Annotated in this window: 17 protein-coding genes and 1 pseudogene; 6 read left to right on the top strand and 12 right to left on the bottom strand. The window is 62.9% G+C overall.

From position 1 onward, the window contains the following. Nucleotides 1-39 precede the first annotated feature (39 nt). Together hutC and hutI are read right to left on the bottom strand one after the other, a co-directional pair. Nucleotides 40-765 carry a histidine utilization repressor gene (gene hutC, locus HLH27_RS13670; protein ID WP_182950599.1) on the bottom strand — a complete coding sequence of 242 codons (726 nt, stop codon included), beginning with the start codon at nt 763-765 and terminating at the stop codon, nt 40-42. A gap of 67 nt (nt 766-832) precedes the next feature. Then, a complete protein-coding gene (gene hutI, locus HLH27_RS13665) occupies nt 833-2,077 on the bottom strand; it encodes an imidazolonepropionase (protein WP_182950598.1) in 1,245 nt (414 codons plus the stop codon). Nucleotides 2,078-2,185: 108 nt separating this feature from the next. Here hutI and HLH27_RS13660 point away from each other — a divergent pair, with 108 nt between their 5' ends. From HLH27_RS13660 to HLH27_RS13650, 3 genes are all read left to right on the top strand, one after another. After that, on the top strand, nt 2,186-3,565 hold the full coding sequence (locus HLH27_RS13660) for a formimidoylglutamate deiminase (protein ID WP_182950597.1): 1,380 nt from the start codon (nt 2,186-2,188) through the stop codon (nt 3,563-3,565). 14 nt (nt 3,566-3,579) lie between these two features. Next, nucleotides 3,580-4,380: an N-formylglutamate deformylase gene (hutG, locus tag HLH27_RS13655; RefSeq protein WP_182950596.1), complete on the top strand. Its 801-nt coding sequence runs from the start codon at nt 3,580-3,582 to the stop codon at nt 4,378-4,380. 370 nt (nt 4,381-4,750) lie between these two features. Next, entirely contained in the window at nt 4,751-5,584 is an 834-nt protein-coding gene (locus tag HLH27_RS13650; protein WP_182950595.1) for a slipin family protein, read from the top strand. 170 nt (nt 5,585-5,754) lie between these two features. Here the strand turns inward: HLH27_RS13650 and HLH27_RS13645 are convergent. The 3 genes and pseudogenes from HLH27_RS13645 to HLH27_RS13635 form a co-directional block, all read right to left on the bottom strand. Further along, nucleotides 5,755-6,206, bottom strand: a pseudogene (locus HLH27_RS13645) (transposase). Between the two features lie 451 nt (nt 6,207-6,657). Continuing rightward, nucleotides 6,658-6,837 (bottom strand): hypothetical protein, encoded by a 180-nt coding sequence (locus HLH27_RS13640; protein WP_182950594.1) that lies wholly within the window; start codon nt 6,835-6,837, stop codon nt 6,658-6,660. Nucleotides 6,838-6,915: 78 nt separating this feature from the next. Next, nucleotides 6,916-7,980, bottom strand: coding sequence for a hypothetical protein (locus HLH27_RS13635; protein WP_246375899.1), 1,065 nt, complete (start codon nt 7,978-7,980; stop codon nt 6,916-6,918). Between HLH27_RS13635 and HLH27_RS13630 the strand changes: the two genes are divergently transcribed. The 3 genes from HLH27_RS13630 to HLH27_RS13620 all read left to right on the top strand — a co-directional run bounded on the left by HLH27_RS13630 (nt 7,979) and on the right by HLH27_RS13620 (nt 11,153). Continuing rightward, nucleotides 7,979-8,950, top strand: coding sequence for a methyltransferase (locus HLH27_RS13630; protein WP_246375898.1), 972 nt, complete (start codon nt 7,979-7,981; stop codon nt 8,948-8,950). The genes HLH27_RS13635 and HLH27_RS13630 overlap by 2 nt on opposite strands. A 15-nt stretch (nt 8,951-8,965) precedes the next feature. Then, complete coding sequence (locus HLH27_RS13625) at nt 8,966-9,850, top strand: iron-containing redox enzyme family protein (protein ID WP_182950593.1); 885 nt, start codon at nt 8,966-8,968, stop codon at nt 9,848-9,850. A 112-nt stretch (nt 9,851-9,962) separates the two neighbouring features. Next, nucleotides 9,963-11,153, top strand: coding sequence for a pyridoxal phosphate-dependent aminotransferase (locus HLH27_RS13620; protein ID WP_182950592.1), 1,191 nt, complete (start codon nt 9,963-9,965; stop codon nt 11,151-11,153). Nucleotides 11,154-11,186: 33 nt separating this feature from the next. On the opposite strand, the gene HLH27_RS13615 is transcribed toward HLH27_RS13620, so the two are convergent. From HLH27_RS13615 to nuoI, 7 genes are all read right to left on the bottom strand, one after another. After that, nucleotides 11,187-11,645, bottom strand: a complete 459-nt coding sequence (locus HLH27_RS13615) for a CBS domain-containing protein (RefSeq protein WP_182950591.1) — start codon at nt 11,643-11,645, stop codon at nt 11,187-11,189. A gap of 117 nt (nt 11,646-11,762) precedes the next feature. Beyond that, nucleotides 11,763-13,223 carry an NADH-quinone oxidoreductase subunit N gene (locus HLH27_RS13610; RefSeq protein WP_182950590.1) on the bottom strand — a complete coding sequence of 487 codons (1,461 nt, stop codon included), beginning with the start codon at nt 13,221-13,223 and terminating at the stop codon, nt 11,763-11,765. Then, nucleotides 13,220-14,722, bottom strand: a complete 1,503-nt coding sequence (locus HLH27_RS13605) for a complex I subunit 4 family protein (protein WP_182950589.1) — start codon at nt 14,720-14,722, stop codon at nt 13,220-13,222. The genes HLH27_RS13610 and HLH27_RS13605 overlap by 4 nt, the downstream gene beginning before the upstream one ends. After that, nucleotides 14,719-16,569, bottom strand: a complete 1,851-nt coding sequence (gene nuoL / locus HLH27_RS13600) for an NADH-quinone oxidoreductase subunit L (protein WP_182950588.1) — start codon at nt 16,567-16,569, stop codon at nt 14,719-14,721. The genes HLH27_RS13605 and nuoL overlap by 4 nt, the downstream gene beginning before the upstream one ends. 7 nt (nt 16,570-16,576) lie before the next feature. Continuing rightward, entirely contained in the window at nt 16,577-16,888 is a 312-nt protein-coding gene (gene nuoK, locus HLH27_RS13595) for an NADH-quinone oxidoreductase subunit NuoK (protein WP_182950587.1), read from the bottom strand. A gap of 1 nt (nt 16,889) precedes the next feature. After that, nucleotides 16,890-17,429 carry an NADH-quinone oxidoreductase subunit J gene (nuoJ, locus tag HLH27_RS13590; protein ID WP_182950586.1) on the bottom strand — a complete coding sequence of 180 codons (540 nt, stop codon included), beginning with the start codon at nt 17,427-17,429 and terminating at the stop codon, nt 16,890-16,892. Nucleotides 17,430-17,444: 15 nt separating this feature from the next. Further along, the gene (gene nuoI, locus HLH27_RS13585) at nt 17,445-17,957 is read right to left on the bottom strand and encodes an NADH-quinone oxidoreductase subunit NuoI (RefSeq protein ID WP_182950585.1); all 513 of its coding nucleotides are present in this window, start codon (nt 17,955-17,957) and stop codon (nt 17,445-17,447) included. Nucleotides 17,958-17,960: the final 3 nt, after the last annotated feature.

The following is a 17,960-nucleotide window of genomic DNA, read 5'->3' as shown; positions in this document are numbered from 1 at the left end:
CAAATCGTCGGGGGAGCGTATCGAGTGATCGTATGAATTTCAGGGGCGGTAGCGGCCTACGAAGCTGTAACGGCTGCCGGAATAGGTGAAGATGCCCTTCATCACCACGCGTCCGTCAACCCATGTGCGGCGCATGAGTTGCAGGCATGCTTCCGGTTCGTCGAGGTCGAGCAGCGCGCAGATATCGAGGCTGGGTGTGACGGCGAAGACGACATGTTCGATTTCTTCGGGATGCGCGATTGCCGAGAGATGGCGATGCGGATGCGTCAGGGAAAAATCCTGATCGAGATAATCCGGTGCGAAGTGGGGAGAGACAAAACGCTCCTCGACCTGAAGCGGCGTGTCGTCCTCGTAATGAACGATGATCGAATGGAAAAGCCGCGCGCCGGGGCGCTGTCCGAAAGCCATGGCGAGGTCGCCGTCGGCGCGAATCGAATCCAGCGTCACGATGCGCGTGTTGTGGATATGGCCGTTGGAGGTGATGTCGTCAGCGATGTCGCGCAGTTCGAGAAGTTCGACGCGTTGCGCGGGTTCGGCGACGAACGTGCCCACGCCCTGGGTGCGCGTCACAAGTCCGTCTGCCGTCAGTTCGCGCAGGGCGCGGTGAACCGTCATGCGAGACACGCCCAGAAGTTCGACGAGCTCGCTTTCGGAAGGCAGGCGATGGCCGACCTCCCATTCGCCCATTTCAATCCGCTCCGTGATATATTGTTTTACCTGTTCATAACGAGCCGCAGGCTTGTCTTTTCCCAATGTACTCGACATTCAGCTTCACCTCATTCCAAACGGCTGCTGCCTATACTGGCATGAACTATGTGAGCGCATCCATATGTCAGGTAAGATTTCGGTCCGGCATGCCACCGAAAATCCGCGTCTGCGGCACTAACCCTCCGATCCAGTAGGACAGTTCATGCGGCCCCGACATATCCCATAGCGCCATGTCGGCCGCCATTCCGGGGCGTAGGCGGCCTGTCAGAGCATCCAGCCCGAGGGCCTTGGCGGCGATATGGGTGTGGCCGGCCAGGGCCTCGCCTGGAGTCAGGCGGAACAGCGTGCAGGCCATGTTCATGACAGCTGTCGGTGTCAGGATGGGCGACGTGCCGGGATTGCAGTCCGTCGCGAGCCCCATGGGGACGCCATGCTCACGAAACAGTGCGACGGGTGGCTGTTGATGCTCACGCACGAAATAGAACGCGCCGGGCAGGAGCATGGCGACGGTGCCGGATTCCGCCATGGCACGGACGCTGGCCTCGCTTGCATATTCGACATGATCGGCGGAGAGCGCCCCCCATCGGGCGGCAAGATGGCCACCGCCGAGATCGGACATCTGGTCGGCATGCAGGCGCAAGGGCAGGTTCCAGCGGCGTGCGGCTTCGAAGATGCGCTCCACTTCAGCGGGCTGGAAGGCGATGGTTTCGCAGAAGGCATCCACGCTATCGGCAAGTCCGGCTTCGGCGACGGCGGGGAGCATCGTCTCGCAGAGATGGGCGACGTAATCGCCTTGGCGCCCCGTGAATTCCGGGGGGAGAGCGTGGGCGCCAAGGAACGTGGTATGGACGCGCAGCGGCACATGGCGGCTGACGGCACGGGCGACGCGGAGTTGCTTGAGTTCATCCTCCAGCGTCAGACCATAGCCTGATTTGATCTCGACGGTGGTCACGCCGTTGGCCACCAGGCGGCGCGCCCGTTTCAGCGTGAGGTGAAGGAGCTCTTCCTCGCTGGCCGCGCGTGTCGCGCGTACGGTCGAGAGAATGCCGCCGCCCCGACATGCGATATCCTGATAGGAGACGCCCTGAAGGCGCTCGGCGAATTCCGCGCTGCGATCACCACCGAAAACGAGGTGGGTATGGGGATCGACCAGTCCGGGCGTCATCCAGCGCCCGTCGCAGGAAGTCACCTCCCGGGCGAGGGCTTCCGGCGCGCCTGGCAGATCCGCCTGCGAGCCGACCCATGCGATCCTGCCCCCATGTGCGGCTATGGCGCCGTTCAGGATTATGCCGAAATCATCGCCGCCGGGCTGTCCTGTGCCCCGTGCATCGGTTGCGAGATGAACATTGACCCATAGCCGGTCCCACATGCGCCTCTCCGTTCCGGGCTCTTGACCTATAACATATATACATGTCTAGTTCTTGTAATGTCGTCGTGCAACGACAATTCCCCGCGTCAATCATCGACAGGCGGCGCCATGTCCTTACCGACCCTCTCCCGTTCCGTTTTCGCCACCCAGGCCTTTCTACCCGAAGGTTGGCGCGAGAATGTGCGTCTTGAGTGTGCGAGCGGCGTCTTCACGCGTGTTCAGCCGGATGCCAAGCCTCAGCCGGGCGATCATCGTGCCGATATCGTGCTGCCGCCGCTGCCGAGCCTGCATTCCCATGCCTTTCAGCGCGCCATGGCCGGATTGACGGAAACGCGTCGCGATCCGGCGGACTCGTTCTGGACATGGCGTGAGCAGATGTATGCCTTGGCCGCGCGCATCGCACCGGATGGCATGCGTGCGATCGCGGCCCAGCTTTATATGGAGATGCTCAAGGCGGGCATCACGCAGGTCGCGGAATTTCATTATCTTCATCGTGCACCGGATGGGACGGCTTACGATTGCCCGGCGGAAATGGCCCGGAGTGTGATCGACGGGGCGGGGGAGGCGGGCATCGGCATCACCATGCTGCCGACGCTCTATCGCCATGCCGGGTTCGGCCGCGTGCTGGCACCGGAGCAGAAGCGTTTTGAGAGTGCGCCGGATTTCATCGCCGGAATGATGGCGGACATTGCCGCGACATATCGCGACAACGGGCTGGTGGATGTTGGCGTCGGGCTGCATTCCTTGCGTGCCGCGAACCGTGAAGACATTTTGGAAATGCTCGCCCTGACGCCGGAGCGTGCGCCCGTTCATATTCATATTGCGGAACAGCAGCGCGAAGTTGCGGATTGTCTGGATTTTCTCGGTCGACGTCCCGTCGCGTGGCTGCTCGACGAAATCCCTGTCGATGAGCATTGGTGCCTCGTCCATGCGACGCATCTCGATGCAGAAGAGACGCGCCGCCTTGCCGCTTCTGGTGCTGTAGCCGGGCTTTGTCCGGTTACGGAGGCCAATCTGGGTGATGGATTGTTCCCGCTGGAAGATTTCATCGACTACGGTGGCCGGTTCGGGATTGGTACTGACAGCAATGTCCTGCCGAGCGCGAATGAGGAATTGCGTCTGCTGGAATATGGCCAAAGACTGGCTCTTCAGAAACGGTGCCGCGCGCTGCCGGGAGAGGCGATGGGATCGGTCGGGCGCTATCTTTATGACGCATCCCTGAAAGGCGGCACGCAGGCTTGTGGACATGGCGGGGGAGCGCTTGCGATAGGGCTGCGCGCCGATCTGTGTGTTGTAAACGAGGAGGCGTTGTCTCTTCCGGATCTGCAGGGAGATACCGTCCTCGACAGCCTGATTTTCGCACGGGCGACGTTTCCGGCCAACGATGTTCTCTGCGGTGGTGAATGGGTGGTTCGCGATGGCCGTCATATTCACGAAAACAGGATTGCCGCAGCGTTTCTGTCCGCGATCAGACATCTACATTCCTGAGAAGGAAAGAAAACATGGTCGAGATTCCGGTTTTCAGTTTCACGCGCGGCGATGCGCCGGTTCTGGTGACGATTCCTCATGCCGGAACGGCGCTTATGCCCGGCATGGCGGAGCGGATGACGGAGATCGGAGTCTCGCTGCCGGATACCGACTGGTATATGGAACGACTTTACGCTGCTGCCGCCGATCTGGGCATCGGCGTGCTGCGTGCCAATTATTCGCGTTATGTGATCGACCTGAATCGTGGCGCCGATGATGCGATGCTTTATCCCGGCCGCCCGAAGACGGGTCTTGTGCCCAAGTTCACGTTCGATGGCGAGCCCATTTATCGTACGGATGAAGTGCCGGATGAGTCCGAGATCTCCCTGCGGCGCAGCCTTTACTGGCAACCTTATCACGATGCCGTCACGGAGGAATTGGCCCGACTGAAAGCCCGCTGGGGCTGGGCGATTTTATGGGACGGCCATTCGATCCGGGACGAAATTCCCCGTCTGTTCGAGGGAATGCTGCCGGACCTCAATTTCGGCACGAATGACGGCGTGTCCTGCGCGGCCTCCCTAATCATGCCGATCATGGAGAGCGTGACACGGCAGCCGGATTATACGCATGTCCTGAACGGGCGTTTCAAAGGTGGCTATACGACCCGGCATTATGGCCAGCCGGAAACCGGTCTGCATGCGATCCAGCTGGAAAAGGCGCAGAGCATCTATCTCTCTCGTCAGAGCGCGCCGTGGCCAATCAGCGAGATGAAGAGACGGGCTGTGGTCGATGTCGTCGGCGCGTTGCTGCGTCAGGCGTCGGCATGGCGCCCGTGATCTGCTCCTTGCGCTGATCCGCTCTTAAGTCAGCCAGGGCGTAACCGTCGCCGCCGATTGCTTCTGCGGCTTCCAGCTTGTCATCGGGATTGCTCACCGGGCCTTTAGGCAGGGAGAAACGGATTCGGCTGATCCCGAGGCAATTCCGTTCGGGGCTGGCGACACGCACCAGCGTGGCCTCTCGAAACCAGGGCTTTGCTGCCACGTTCCATGGGTAACGTACAAGTCTGTCCTTAGGGGGAAAGCGACCTATATTCGGTCATCAGTTCCGTCTGCGGTGTTGCGTGGCATCTTGATGTCGAGGTGATAAGCCGCGTCGATCGAATCAACAGGGGGGCTTTGTCGCCTTCGCAGAGAAGGGTGGTGTACTATGTATTTCTCACCTCTCTACATCAGCTCGCCGATCATCCTGATCGCGGCTTTTGTTCTGGTCACGGCCGCCGTGAGGATTTTGCGCCAATATGAGCGTGCCGTCGTCTTTACCCTTGGCCGGTTCTCGAAGGTCAAGGGGCCTGGGTTGGTGTTGCTAGTACCTTTCGTCCAGCGGATGGAGCGTGTGGACCTACGCATCCAGGTTATCGAGATACCAAGCCAGGATGTGATTTCGCGCGACAATGTTTCTATTAAAGTTGATGCTGTGCTCTATTTCAATGTCGTCAGTCCCGAACGCGCCATCATCCAGGTCCAGAATTACATGCCCGCGACGCAGATGCTGGCTCAAACGACCCTGCGTGCGGTGCTCGGGCAGCACGAGCTGGATGAGATGCTGGCTGAACGAAAGAAGCTGAGCACCGACGTGCAGAGCATTCTGGATTCGCAAACCGAAAACTGGGGTATCAAGGTCAGCAATGTCGAGATCAGAACCGTTGAACTGACGGACAACATGGTGAAGGCGATCGCCAAACAGGCGGAGGCAGAACGTGACCGGCGCGCCAAGATCATCCATGCGGAAGCCGAGCTTCAGGCTTCGCAAACACTGGTCAATGCCGCTTCGATCCTGTCGAGCATTCCGGCCGCCATGCAGTTGCGTTACTTGCAGACACTGGCGGAAATCGGGGCGGAGCAGAACTCGACCATTATCTTTCCGATGCCGATCGACATCATCAAGCCGTTCCTGGAGCTTTTGGACAAGGTCGACAAGACGTCTGTAATCGATGTTCGTCTTCAAGGCTTGTCTGAGCAGGAATTGCCTTTGCCACACTGACACCGGCGAAGAATGGAAGGCGGCATACGGGACTGACGCCGATCTGCCGAGAAGACGTACGTCAGATGGTTCTGACCGGTAAAGGCGCAACCAGGGCGATATGAGAGCTTGAATCAGAAAGCGATTTGATTGATTTTCCACAGAACTCTACGGATATGAGCGATCATCAATCACCCGCATGATGACAAGATTGTTTCCTGGACATCCTTGATGAGGCGGCGGCAGCGTCCGAAGCGATGCAAGGCTGCGCTCCACGATCCGGCGTTTCGGGAGGACGACGAAGCCTTCGGCCCGATCGCTACCCTTGACGATCTTGATCGTCGATCGGCCGAGTTCAGTCAGCGCACCAGGCAACTTCTTGCCAGCATATCCTCCGTCACCGATCAGATGGCGAAGTCAGGGGAACAATGAGCGTATCCTGGACGCTTGCAGCGACGCGCCGTCACGATCCTGAGCGTCGGCGGAATGCTCGATAGCCGCCATTTTCAGCGATTTTAACCGATTGGCTGTGACTTTCTAGTCGTTTCCTCTCGGGCATCAGCGACGCAATCAGCGCCCACTCCGCGTCGCGCAGGTCGCTTGTATACTCCAGGTCGTCCCGGCAATACTGCGCGTGGGTGATTTCAGTTCAGGCCTTCTTGATCTCATCAGGTTCTCGCAAATTCATGAATCATAACTACCTGAAATCACTTAACTCATTTTCAGTCAGACACTGAGAGAAAGTTCCCCTGCCGGCGATGCGGCGCGCGTTTCCGCGGTTTGGTGCTCACGGCCATTGAGGGCGCTCCGCTCCGATGCTCGGAAACACATGACGGACTCGGCCCTGACGGGGCGCTTTCGGTTGCCAGCCCGAATTTACGGGCAGGCTTTTGGGGACGTCCTCGGGAAAGGGGGACGCGGGCTGGGCCGGCAAGACTGGAACGTCGATCTGCGCGTTGTGGAGCGCGGTGTTCATGATGGTTGTCCGCGCGGACATATCCCCTAAACCGATATGGTAGCCCGCTCATCGCACGCGCTTTTCGTGTTTGTGGTTCCTGGCTGGAACGGGGCCGCGTACGGAGCAGGGAGGCGGGTCATGGTCCGGCCGGACTGCGGAAGAGCAGGAACAGGGCGATGATGATCACGATGATCGGCAATAGGCCCAGCCCGTTGAATCCCGAGCCTCGCGGGCCGCCATACCAGCCGGAGCGAATGCCGTAGCCGCCGCCTCCGATGGCGAATATGATGAGGATGATCACGAGAAGGGTCAGCATCGTGAGGACTCCGGAAATGGTTGTCCTGATAACGCTTCATCGTTCGGATTGTTCATCGGCCGTTCAGGCCGGGTGGCGTTAATTCGACGGCGGATAGCATCGCATCAGCCGCAATTGTCGCCTCCACGCGCGGAACAGGGCGGCCGGGCCGATCGGAATTTGGCCGGCAGTCCGCATTTCGGCCGCCAGTGCGAAAAGAATCTTCTGCTTGGCGAAGACGCCGCGATAGGCGGCCGCGAGGCTCAGCGTCGGGTCCCAGAACTCGATGGCTTCCGATCCCGCGCCATTGATTTCGATAATCTGGAATTGTCCCTGGCGCAGGGCGTCTTCGCTGCTGAAACGTACGTCGAGGCGGCCGAAATGGAAGCCGTTCATCGATCGGGCGATCGCATCGACGCGTGCTTCGAGGTCGGGGGTGTTCAGCCGCATGGCGTTTTCGTAGCGCCCCCCGACCCGCAGGGAGGCGACGGTGCCGAGGAGGATGCATTCACCGATTGCCGGGATATGGTTCAGGCGGCCGGGCGGAAGGGCCGCCTTATAATGCTTGATCAAGGGAGCGAGCCGGGGATCGGAGAGCATCAGTTCGGCGATGGAGCGCACTCCGTCGCCGACGACCTGCGGCGGATGACGCACGGCGAGCCCGATGAGGCGGCCATGCGCCTCGGCAGGCCCGCGGATGTAGAACAAGCCGGCTTCATGGGGGCCGGGGATGAATTCCTGCAGCAGGAAGCCGGCATGGGATGGAAAAGCCGAGATGTAATTGGCCAGTTCATCAGTGTTATTGATACGCCGGACGCCGTAGCCGCACCATCCGATGTCGGGTTTGGCGATCAGTGGAAAGGTCGGGTCGTCCGCCATGGCGGCTGCCGTGCGGAATCGGGCGGGGGGAATGAGAACTGTGCGGGCGATCCAGGGGGCATGCTCCGGGCCGACGCGGGACAGGCAGGCATATTTTGATTCCCCCGCCAGTCCGCCGGTCTCTATCGCCGGGTTGACGGTCGATGGCAGAGTCTGGCTGCGATGACGAAGTCCCAGCCAGAGCCACTGGATGACGAGGGGGATGCATAATATCGGTTTCGGCAGGCGCTCGATGGCGCCGAAGCCGGGGCGGCCGGTGAGGAGACGGGAACAGGTGTCCCTCATGCTGCGTTGGGACCTCATCATGGAACAATGTAACGCCTTCACTTCGAATCCAGATCGGGCAATGCAGCAAGTGGGCTTCACGCTGTTGCGAGGGGGTTACCGATTTGTCTGCCCGACGCCTGAAACCCAGCGCCGGGTGAATGGCCGGCCGGGCAATGAATGGGCCGGCAATCTGGTCGATATCTTCGGCTGGAGCCGGCCGTTTCGGCAGGATCTGTTGCCTGTGCCGTTGTTCGAACAGGCGATGGCGGCGGGGATACTGGTTGCCGATGAGGGGGCGTGGCGCAGCCGTTTCCGGTTCTCGACGCTAGGGTCGCATGGGTTCTTTCACTCTGCTTTTCCGACCGAGGCGGAGGATGCCGTGTTCTTTGGGCCGGACAGCTACCGGTTTGCTGCCATGCTTGCGGCCTATCTTCGCGATGCGCCGTCGCCCGTGCGGGCGGTCGATATCGGCTGCGGCTCGGGCCTGGGGGCGATCCTGATCGCGCAGCATGAGCCGGCAGCCGACATCGTGATGGTCGACATCAATGCGGCCGCACTGCGGCTGGCGCGCGTCAATGCGGCCCTGGCCGGCGTCGACATCATTCAGGCGCAGAGCGATCTTCTGTCGGAGGTTTCGGGCTCGTTCGACCTGATCGTCTCCAATCCGCCCTATTTGCCCGATCCTCGACGCCGGCTCTACCGGAACGGAGGCGGCAAGCTGGGGGAGGGGTTGTCGCTGGCGATTGTCGGGACCGCCATGGAACGCTTGGCGCCGGGAGGGACGTTACTGCTTTACACCGGGACCGCTATCATCGGCGGAGATAATCCGTTCTTGCGGGATGTCGCATCTTTGGTAGGGCTTGGAGATTTCGTCTGGGAGGCGGTCGAGCTTGATCCGGATGTCTTCGGTGAGGAATTGGAGGACGGGCCGCTAGCTGTCGCGGAGCGCATTGCGGTGATCTGCCTGACGATGACACGGCAAAAATAGTACGGGATGGCGCCGATGAACGACTGCCTGCCGGGGGATAGCGTGGAGCGGACGCAACGGCGCTTCCATTTGGGGCTTGCGACACTGAACCGCGTGCGTCTGACGCCGTGCCTACCCGAGGATGAGGACCCTGGCGGGCTGGATCTCAGCCCGTTGCTGGCCGACGAGGCGCGCTTTCTGAGAGAGGCACGCGCACGGGTCGCACCCGCCGCCGCCCTGGCGCCCGAGGATGGGGCAGCATTTGTGGCGTGGTTCGAGAGGTTGGAGTGCACCGGTCCCGGTCAGGGAGACGCGCTTTTCTCGTGGCTGGCACGGGAGGCGCCGCGGGAGGCCATGTGCTGGTTTCTGGAGCAGGAAGTGGCTGGCGAAGCTGGTTTCGAGGATCTGACGGCGCTGGTGCAGGTGCGGATGCCGACACGGCCCAAGCTCGAATTGGCGCGGAATTACTGGGACGAGATGGGCCATGGCCGCGAACCCGGTATGCATGGGCCGATGCTGGCGCATCTGGTGCATGCCCTGGAGTTGGCGCCCCAGCCGGAGGGGACGGTGTGGCAGTCTCTGGCGCTTGCCAATACCATGGCCGGGCTGGCGTTGCACCGGCATCTGGCATTTCACGCCATCGGTGCGTTGGGGGTGATCGAACTGACGGCGCCGGGCCGGGCGGCAATGGTTGCCGCCGGGTTGAAGCGCCTTGGGGTGAGGGCGGATGACCGGCATTATTTCGATCTGCACGCCGTGCTGGATATCCGCCATTCCGCGGCCTGGAACGCGGAGATTATCGGCCCGCTTGTCACGGAGGACCCTCGGCGCGCAGCGGCAATCGCCGAAGGAGCGCTGATGCGGCTTGAATGTGGGGCGGCCTGTTTTCGCCGCTATCGAGAGCATTTCGGCCTGAACTGAGCCGGTGGGTACGGTGGGGCCGATCGGAGGTGGACTTCTGTCCGGTCAGCATACAATATCGTGATCGTAATTGATCTCATTGTGAAATGGCCGACAGGCGTGGAGTGCTCGAATGACGACAATGATCCCCAAGGAGGGCCGGGAGGATCTGCTGGAGCGCGGCTATTCGCGCCGCCAGTTCGGCCGGATCGCGGCCCTGCTTGGCATGCCGGTGGCCGCCGCGGTCGCGCTGCCGCATCTGATGGGGGAGGCGCGCGCCGCCGGGGCCGCGATCCCGGAGATGAATCGCCCCGACAAGTCCGGTATGGTGCGGATCGCCAGCAATGAGTGCTGGACGGGCCCATTTGCCAGTGCCGCCGAAGCGGGTGCTGCGGTGATCAAGGTGGGGAACCGCTATGAGCCCTCTAATCTGCGGAGCCATCTGATTGAGACTGCATCGGGCGTGGAGGGGATTCCGGCCACGCATATTCTGCCCTGGCCGGGGTCGAGCGACCCGCTTTCGCGTGTTGTCGTCACATTCTGCTCGCCCACGCGTGGCCTGGTCACGGCTGACCCGACGTTCGAAGCCTCATGGCGGACGGGAGCATGGCTGAATATCAAGGTCTCCAAGGTGCCGTTGAGTGCGCACAATAATTACGCCACCGACGTGCGGGCCATGCTCCAGGCCGATCCGAATGCCGGCCTGTATTATGTCTGTTCGCCTAATAACCCGACCGGGACTTTGACGCCGCTGGAGGATATTGCGTGGCTGGTGGACAACAAGCCTGCGGGTGCCGTGGTTGTTGTGGATGAAGCCTATCTGCATTTCGCTGGAGCGAAGAGCGCGGCGTATCTTGTAGCCCAGAACAAGGATGTCATTGTTCTGCGTACATTCTCGAAGCTGTTCGGGATGGCGGGTTTGCGGCTGGGGTTCAGTTTTGCGCGTCCAGACCTGCATGCGCGGATGATGCGCTATGATGGCCAGAACCAGAGCGGCACCCTGTCGATCGTGGCACTGGCGATCGGTGCTTCGAGCCTGACGCAGGCCGAGAATATCGTGGCGCGACGCAATGAAATGATTGCCGCGCGCGAAGAGACGTTCGACTATCTGCGCAAGCGGAAGATCGCGTTTATTCCAAGCAGTGCCAACATGTTCATGGTGAACTGGAACCAGCCTGCCCACCATGTGAAGCAGCAATATGCAGCGCAGTGGATCGATATTGGCCGCAACTGGCCGATCTGGCCCAATATGTCGCGGATCACTGTCGGATCGGCGGACGAGATGAGGAAATTCTGCGCTGCAACTGACAAGGTCTTTGCCTGATTTCTGATCGAATGAAGTGGCGAGACGGTGCGGTCAGTGTCCGACCGCGCCGTGATCGTTGCGCCAGACGTAATCCTGCATCGCGGAGGCCAGACGTTCGGCTTCGTCGACACGGAATTTAACGATATCGCCGATGCTGACGATGCCGATGACGGCACTGTTGTCTATGATGGGCAGGTGACGGGCCCGGCGGTCGGTCATCTTGCGGCCGACCTTAAGGATATCTTCGTCCAGCGTGGTCGTCGGCACATCGCGGGCCATGATGTCACGTGCCGCCAAGTGGACGACGTCCATGCCGTGTCCGGCCAAGGCGGCGACGAGGTCGCGTTCCGACACCAGACCGCCGAGATGGGCATGGGCGTCGAGCACGGGGACGGCGCCGATCCTGTTCTGCGTCATGAGGCCGGCGATTTCGCGGATCGGTGTGTCTTCGTGCACCGTGAAGAGATGGCGATCCTTTTTTTCCAGGGCCTGGAGAACGGTGGTGGTCATGGCGTCTTCCCCCCCTTTATTCGGGTTGGTGATATGATGTGCGCGTCGCGGCGCTGCCCGTATCGATCAGATGGGAGGGGCCTCGGGGAAAAGACAGGGTTTTGGGGCAGTATCGGCTTATTCCCTGTACAGCATGTCGTGAGCGGCGACGGGGCCTAGGCCGGCCTCGTGCAGGATGGGCGTGGGTTGCAGGAGTGAGCGGGTCTGCCGGACGAGCGTTTCGGGAAAGAGCCCGGCCAGGACGGTCACGATGGCCAGGGCGGTGATCAGGGCGGCATTCGCGGTCGTGCCGCGTACCGCGCGGGGGACCTCCGGAACCGGTTCCATCATCGCGCGCACGACGTTGAGATAATAGTAGAGACCGATAATGCTGCTTGCGACCAGCGCGCCCAGCAGCACGATTCGCCGTGCCGAGACGCCTGCGATGACGATGTAGGTCTTGGCGAAGAAGCCGATGGCGGGGGGGATCCCTGCCAGGGAGACTAGCATGACGACCATGGCCAATGCCAGCGCGGGACGGCGGTGGAACATGCCGCGCCATGCGCCGATGTCGGACAGGCCGGATGCGCCGCGCATCGCGGCGAAGGCGCCCGATGTCGCGGCGGCATATGCTGCAAGGTAGAAGGCGGCGCTGGCCATGCCGAACGGCCCCGGCGACAGGAGGGCGAGCAGCAGGTATCCGACATGGGCGATGGAGGAGCCGGCCAGCAGGCGCTTGAGGTTGACCTGCCCCAGCGCCAGCAGATTGCCGCCGAACATGCTCAGCATCGCGACGATGGCGAGTTCGGCGCCCACGGCGTCGGGGCGGAGCAGATCGGCCCCTGCAAAATAACGTGCGAGAGCTGAGAACAGGGCGATCTTGGAGGTGACGGCGATGAAGGATGCGACCGGAATCGGGGCGCCTTCCATGACGTCGGGAAGCCAGGTGTGGAAGGGAACGGCGGACAGTTTGAAGAACAGGCCCGTCAGCACGAGCGCCGTTGCCGCCAAGGGGAGGGCCGGACTTTCCGACCCGCTCCGGGAGGGGGCGGCAAAGCGCAGGCTGCCGCTGTCGGCGTAGGACAGGGCGAGGCCGAACAGCAGGATCGCCGAAGAGAGACCGGCCAGAATCAGGTATTTGATCGCCGCTTCGTCGGCCGTGGGCTGGGTGCGGTGATAGGCGATCAATCCCAGCAGGGACAGGCTCAGCGTCTCCAGCCCAAGGAAGAAGATCACCATGTCCATGCTGCCGGCCATGACCAGAGCGCCCAGCGTGCCGAGCAGCAGCAGCAGGTAGAATTCATCGGCCGGGGTGCCGGCCTCGCGCCACGCCATGATGACGCTTGCGGCCGAGGACAGCAGCATCAAGGCGGCAATGTAGGTGAACCATCCGTCGGGCACGAACAGCATGCCGGTCGGGTCGCCAGGCCAAGGGAGGACGGGCAACCACAGGCTGGCGAAGGCCAGCACCAATGTTGTCAGCGCAATGAGGATGGCGCGCGTTTCCGACCGGTGCCAGGCGATGCACAGCATGAGAAGCGCGATGCCGCCGCCCAGGATCGGCAGCGCCGGCGGCAGGCCCGGGAGCAGGGCGGTCATGGGTGGATGGCCTCCATCTCCGGCGCGGCGTGGGGCGTTGCCGGCAGCGATAGGTCCAAGACCGGCTGGGGGTAGGTGCCCAGCACCAGCAGCAGGGCCATGGTGAGACCTAGCACCGTCATCTGCCGGGCGCCGAAATCGGCGGGGGGTGGCGTTTGGTCGGTGTCCTGCCCCGCATGAGGCGAGCCAAGGAAGGCGCGGCCGACCATCGTGAGGGAATAGACCGCCGAGAGTACCAGCCCGGCGGCGCCGAGGATCGCGATTGGCGGACTGATGCGCCAGGTGGCGAGCAGGACCAGGAATTCGCCGACGAAATTACCCATGCCCGGCAGGCCGAGCGACGCGATGGCGAAGAACAGGCCGATGGAGGAAAGATGCGGCAGGGCTTGCCACAGGCCGCCCATGCGCCGCATGTCGCGCGTGTGCAGCCGGTCCTGCAGCGAGCCGGCGATGACGAACAATGCGCCTGTGCTCAGCCCGTGTGCGACCATCTGCACCACCGCGCCGCGCATGCCCATGGCGGAGCCGGAAAAGACGCCCAGCAGGACAAAGCCCAGATGGCTCACGCTGCTGTAGGCGATCAGGCGCTTCATGTCGTCCTGCGCCAGGGACAGCCATGCGCCGTACAGGATGCCGGCTGCCCCCATGGCCAAGGCCACCGGCGTGAAGCGGGCCGTCGCGTCGGGGAACTGCAGTACGACGAAGCGGATGAGCCCGTAGCCGCCGGTTTTCAGCAGGATGCCGGCCAGCAGCACGCTGCCGGCGGTGGGGGCCTGGGTATGGGTATCGGGCAGCCAGACATGCAGCGGCACCACTGGCAGCTTGACGGCGAAGGCGATGAAGAAGCCGAGCATCAGCACCATGGCGGCAGTCGGCATCAGCGGCGTGTCGGCCAGCGCGAAGTAATCGAAGGTGACGACGCCCGTGGCGTGCTGGTGCAGGATGACGAGGCCGAGGATCGCGACCAGCATCAGCAGGCCGCTGCCCTGGGTGAACAGGAAGAACTTGATGGCGGCGCGGCGCCGGTCCTCATGCCCCCATTGCAGGATCAGCACGTACATCGGCACCAGCATCAGCTCCCAGAAAAAAAAGAACAGGAACAGGTCGGTGGCTAGGAAAACGCCGTTGATGCCGGCGATCGTTGCGAGAAGGAGCAGGTGGAACAGACCCGGCCGTTCGCCGACGTCGCGCGCGGACAGGATCACGCAGGGAAAGGACAGGATGGTCGTCAGCCACAGCAGCACCAGGCTCAGCCCGTCCATGTCCATGCGCGCGGCGATGCCCAGCGCCGGAATCCACGGCATGGAAAAATGGGCGAGCCATGGGCCGCTGCTCCATCCGGCAGTGCAGGTGACGAAGAGCAGCAGCAGCGTCTGCGACAGGATGGTGGCGATGGCGATCCACCATGGGAGGTGGCGCGCCGGAGGGCCCCGGTCGGACAGCCATGCGGCGAGGCCGCCCGCCGCCGGCAGCAGGACGAGGGAGGGAAGGGCGATCATGGCCGGGCCCCCAGGCACAGGGCGACGACCGTGCCGGCCGCGATCCAGCCCGCATAGCGTCGGACCTGCCCGCTTTGCATGCGGCCGAGCATCCGGCCGCCGGCGCGGGCCGTTGCGGCCGTGGCGTTGGAGAGGCGATCGCAGATGTCGGTCTGGTTCAGGCGGCCGAGCGTGACGAACGGGTGGATGATCAGGACGTCATAGAGCGTATCGAAGTCCCAGCCGGCGCGAGCCAAGCGGGCGAGGGCGTCTTCCGGGGGGGCGCGCGTCTGGATGCGTGGCCGCCACAGCAACCACGCCACGCCGACCCCGGCGAGCGGGACCAGTGAGCCTGCCCACAGCAGCCAGGTCGGACCCTCTGGCATCGGTGCGCCGAACAGGGGAGAGAGCAGGTGCGACAACAGATGCACCGGGGCGATAGCGTCGGGCATTTCCATCCATCCGCCCGTGAGCGCCAGAACCGCGAGGCAGGCAAGCGGCATGGCCATGGTGGCGCCCGTGCGGCCGTGTGGTTCCGTGTGCCGGGTTCCGAAAAACACGATGAAGAGGCAGCGGAAGATATAGATTGCCGTTGCGAAGGCGCCGAGCAGGGCACCTGCCCAGAGCAGGGGGGCGGCGTGCCATGCGCCCTGCAGGATCATCTCCTTGCTGTAAAAACCCGCTGTCAGCAGCGGCAGGCCGGCCAGGGCCGCCGCGCCCGCCAGGAAGGCGACGAACACGCCCGGCATTGCACGCGCGAGGCCGCCCATCTGGTAGATGTCCTGCCGGTGATGGACGCGCAGGATGATTGCGCCGGCGGCCATGAACAGCAGGGCCTTGAAGAAGGCATGGGTGACGAGGTGGAAGATCGCCGCCTGCCAGGCTCCGGCGCCGAGGGCGAGAAACATGTAGCCGATCTGGCTCATGGTCGAATAGGCGAGGATGCGCTTAATGTCGGTCTGTACCAGGGCGCTGCCGGCGGCCAGAAGGAGGGTGACCAGTCCGATGATCGTGACTGCCGTCATCGCGGCCGGGACCGAAGCGAACAGGGGATGGAGGCGTGCGATCAGATACACGCCGGCTGTCACCATGGTCGCGGCATGGATCAGCGCGGAGACCGGGGTGGGGCCGGCCATGGCGTCGGGGAGCCAGGTCTGGAGCGGCACCTGCGCAGATTTGGCGACGGCGCCACCCAGCAGCAGAAAGGCGGCCGTTTCCGCCGACAGGTCGGCGGGGCGGGTGGCCGCGATGTGCAGCAGGGCCGGAATATCCAGCGTGCCGGCACGCGTTGCCAGCAGCAGCAGGCCGCAGAGCAATGCTGCGTCGCCGATGCGGGTGACGATGAAGGCCTTGCGCGCGGCGGCGACGTTGGCAGTGTCGGTATGCCAGAATCCGATCAGCAGGTAGGAGCAGATGCCCACGCCCTCCCAGCCGATATAAAGGCTCAGCAGGTCCGATGAGAAGACGAGGACCAGCATTGCTGCGACAAAGAGGGTCATGCAGCCGAAGAACCGTGCGATGCCGGGATCGTCGTGCATATAGCCGTATGCGTAGAGCTGGATCAGGAAACCGACGCCGGTAACGACCAGCATCATGACCAGTGACAGCGGGTCGAGCGTGAAGGCGATCCGGGTGTTAAAGCCTTCGACCTGCATCCACGACCACAATGTTGCGTGCAGCGCGCCGGCGGGCGGAGGAGTCCGCAGGAACCCGGTGGCGAGCATGGCTGCCATCAGGGCCGAAAGCCCGACCGAGCCGGCCCCGATCACGCAGGTGGGGAGCGGAGGCATGCGGCCGGCCGACATGAACAGGAGGCCGGCCGCGAGGAGGGGGCAGGCGACGATCAAGGGCAGGAGCAGCGCATCCATGGCCTTATTATCCCTTCAGCCGGTTGCCGGTATCGGCGTCCAGCGTCGGGCGGCCAGCGGCATGCAGACGCAGGATGATGGCCAGCCCGACGGCGGCTTCGGCGGCGGCGAGCGACAGGATCATCAGGAACATCACCTGTCCCTGTGCCGCGTGCCAGCGTGCGCCGGCGGCGATGAAGGCCAGGGCTGCCGCGTTCAGCATGATTTCGATCGACATCAGCATCAGCAGCAGGTTGCGGCGGGCCAGCACGCCGAGCATCCCGATCGTGAACAATATGGTCGCCAGCAGCAGGGCCTGGGTGGGAGAGGTGGCGTTCATATCAGACGTCCCCCGTTGCGGTGCCAGAGTTGACGCCAGTGGCGCGGGTATCGCGGCCGATGTGGAAGGCGCTGACCAAGCCGGCGAGAAGCAGGAAGGAGGCCAGTTCCACGCTCAGCACGTATGGACCGTAGAGCAGGATCCCGACTGTCTGCGGTCCGATCGGGGCCAAGGTATCGGAGCCCGTCGTGGGCGGCATGGCGCGCAGCGTGAGGCAGAGGGCGATGAGCAGGAGGCCTGAGAGGAGGGTGGGCCCGATCCAGACCCCGGGTGCCATCCAGTGCCGCTCGCGGTCGCGGTCGGTCTGGCCTAGATTGAGCATCATGACCACGAAGACGAACAACACCATGACGGCGCCGGCATAGATGATGATTTCCAGCATCGCGGCGAACGGCGCACCCAGAGCGAAGAAGACGCCGGCGAGCGACAGCAGGACCACGACCAAGTATAACAGTGCGTGCACCGCGATGTCGCGCGTGACGACCATGATGGCCGCCCAAGCGGCAACCAGCGAGAACAGGATGAAGGGCAGGTCCGACATCGTGCCGCTCTTCCTTTATGGCAACAGAGTGTGGAGGTCGATCGGCGGGGATTCGCGCTCGGCTTCGCCCTTGTCCTTGCCGGGGATTTTTACGCCCGCTACGTGGTAGAAGCTGTAGTCGGGATATTTTCCCGTACCGCTGATCAGCAGGTCGTCCTTTTCGTAGACCAGGTTCGGCCGCAGATATTCGCTCATCTCGAAATCGGGGGTGAGCTGGATGGCATAGGTGGGGCAGGATTCCTCGCACATGCCGCAGAAGATGCAGCGGGAAAAGTTGATGCGGAAATAATCGGGATACCATCTGCCGTCCTGTTCGGCCTTTTGCAGGCTGATGCAGTCGACCGGGCAGGCTACCGCGCACAGGTTGCAGGCCACGCAGCGTTCCATTCCGTCGGGGTCGCGCGAGAGGATGATGCGGCCGCGATAGCGCGGCGGCAGGGGGGGCTTGTGCTCGGGATAGCCCACTGTCACGCGGCGGTGGGCCATATGCAGGAAGGTCAGCCAGAGGGTGCGCAGGATTCCAAACATAGC

It is taken from the genome of Gluconacetobacter takamatsuzukensis (genome assembly GCF_014174275.1).
Lineage (GTDB): Bacteria > Pseudomonadota > Alphaproteobacteria > Acetobacterales > Acetobacteraceae > Gluconacetobacter > Gluconacetobacter takamatsuzukensis.
The sequence above is the reverse complement of the archived record's forward strand: the minus strand, read 5'-3'. Positions and strand labels throughout refer to the sequence as shown.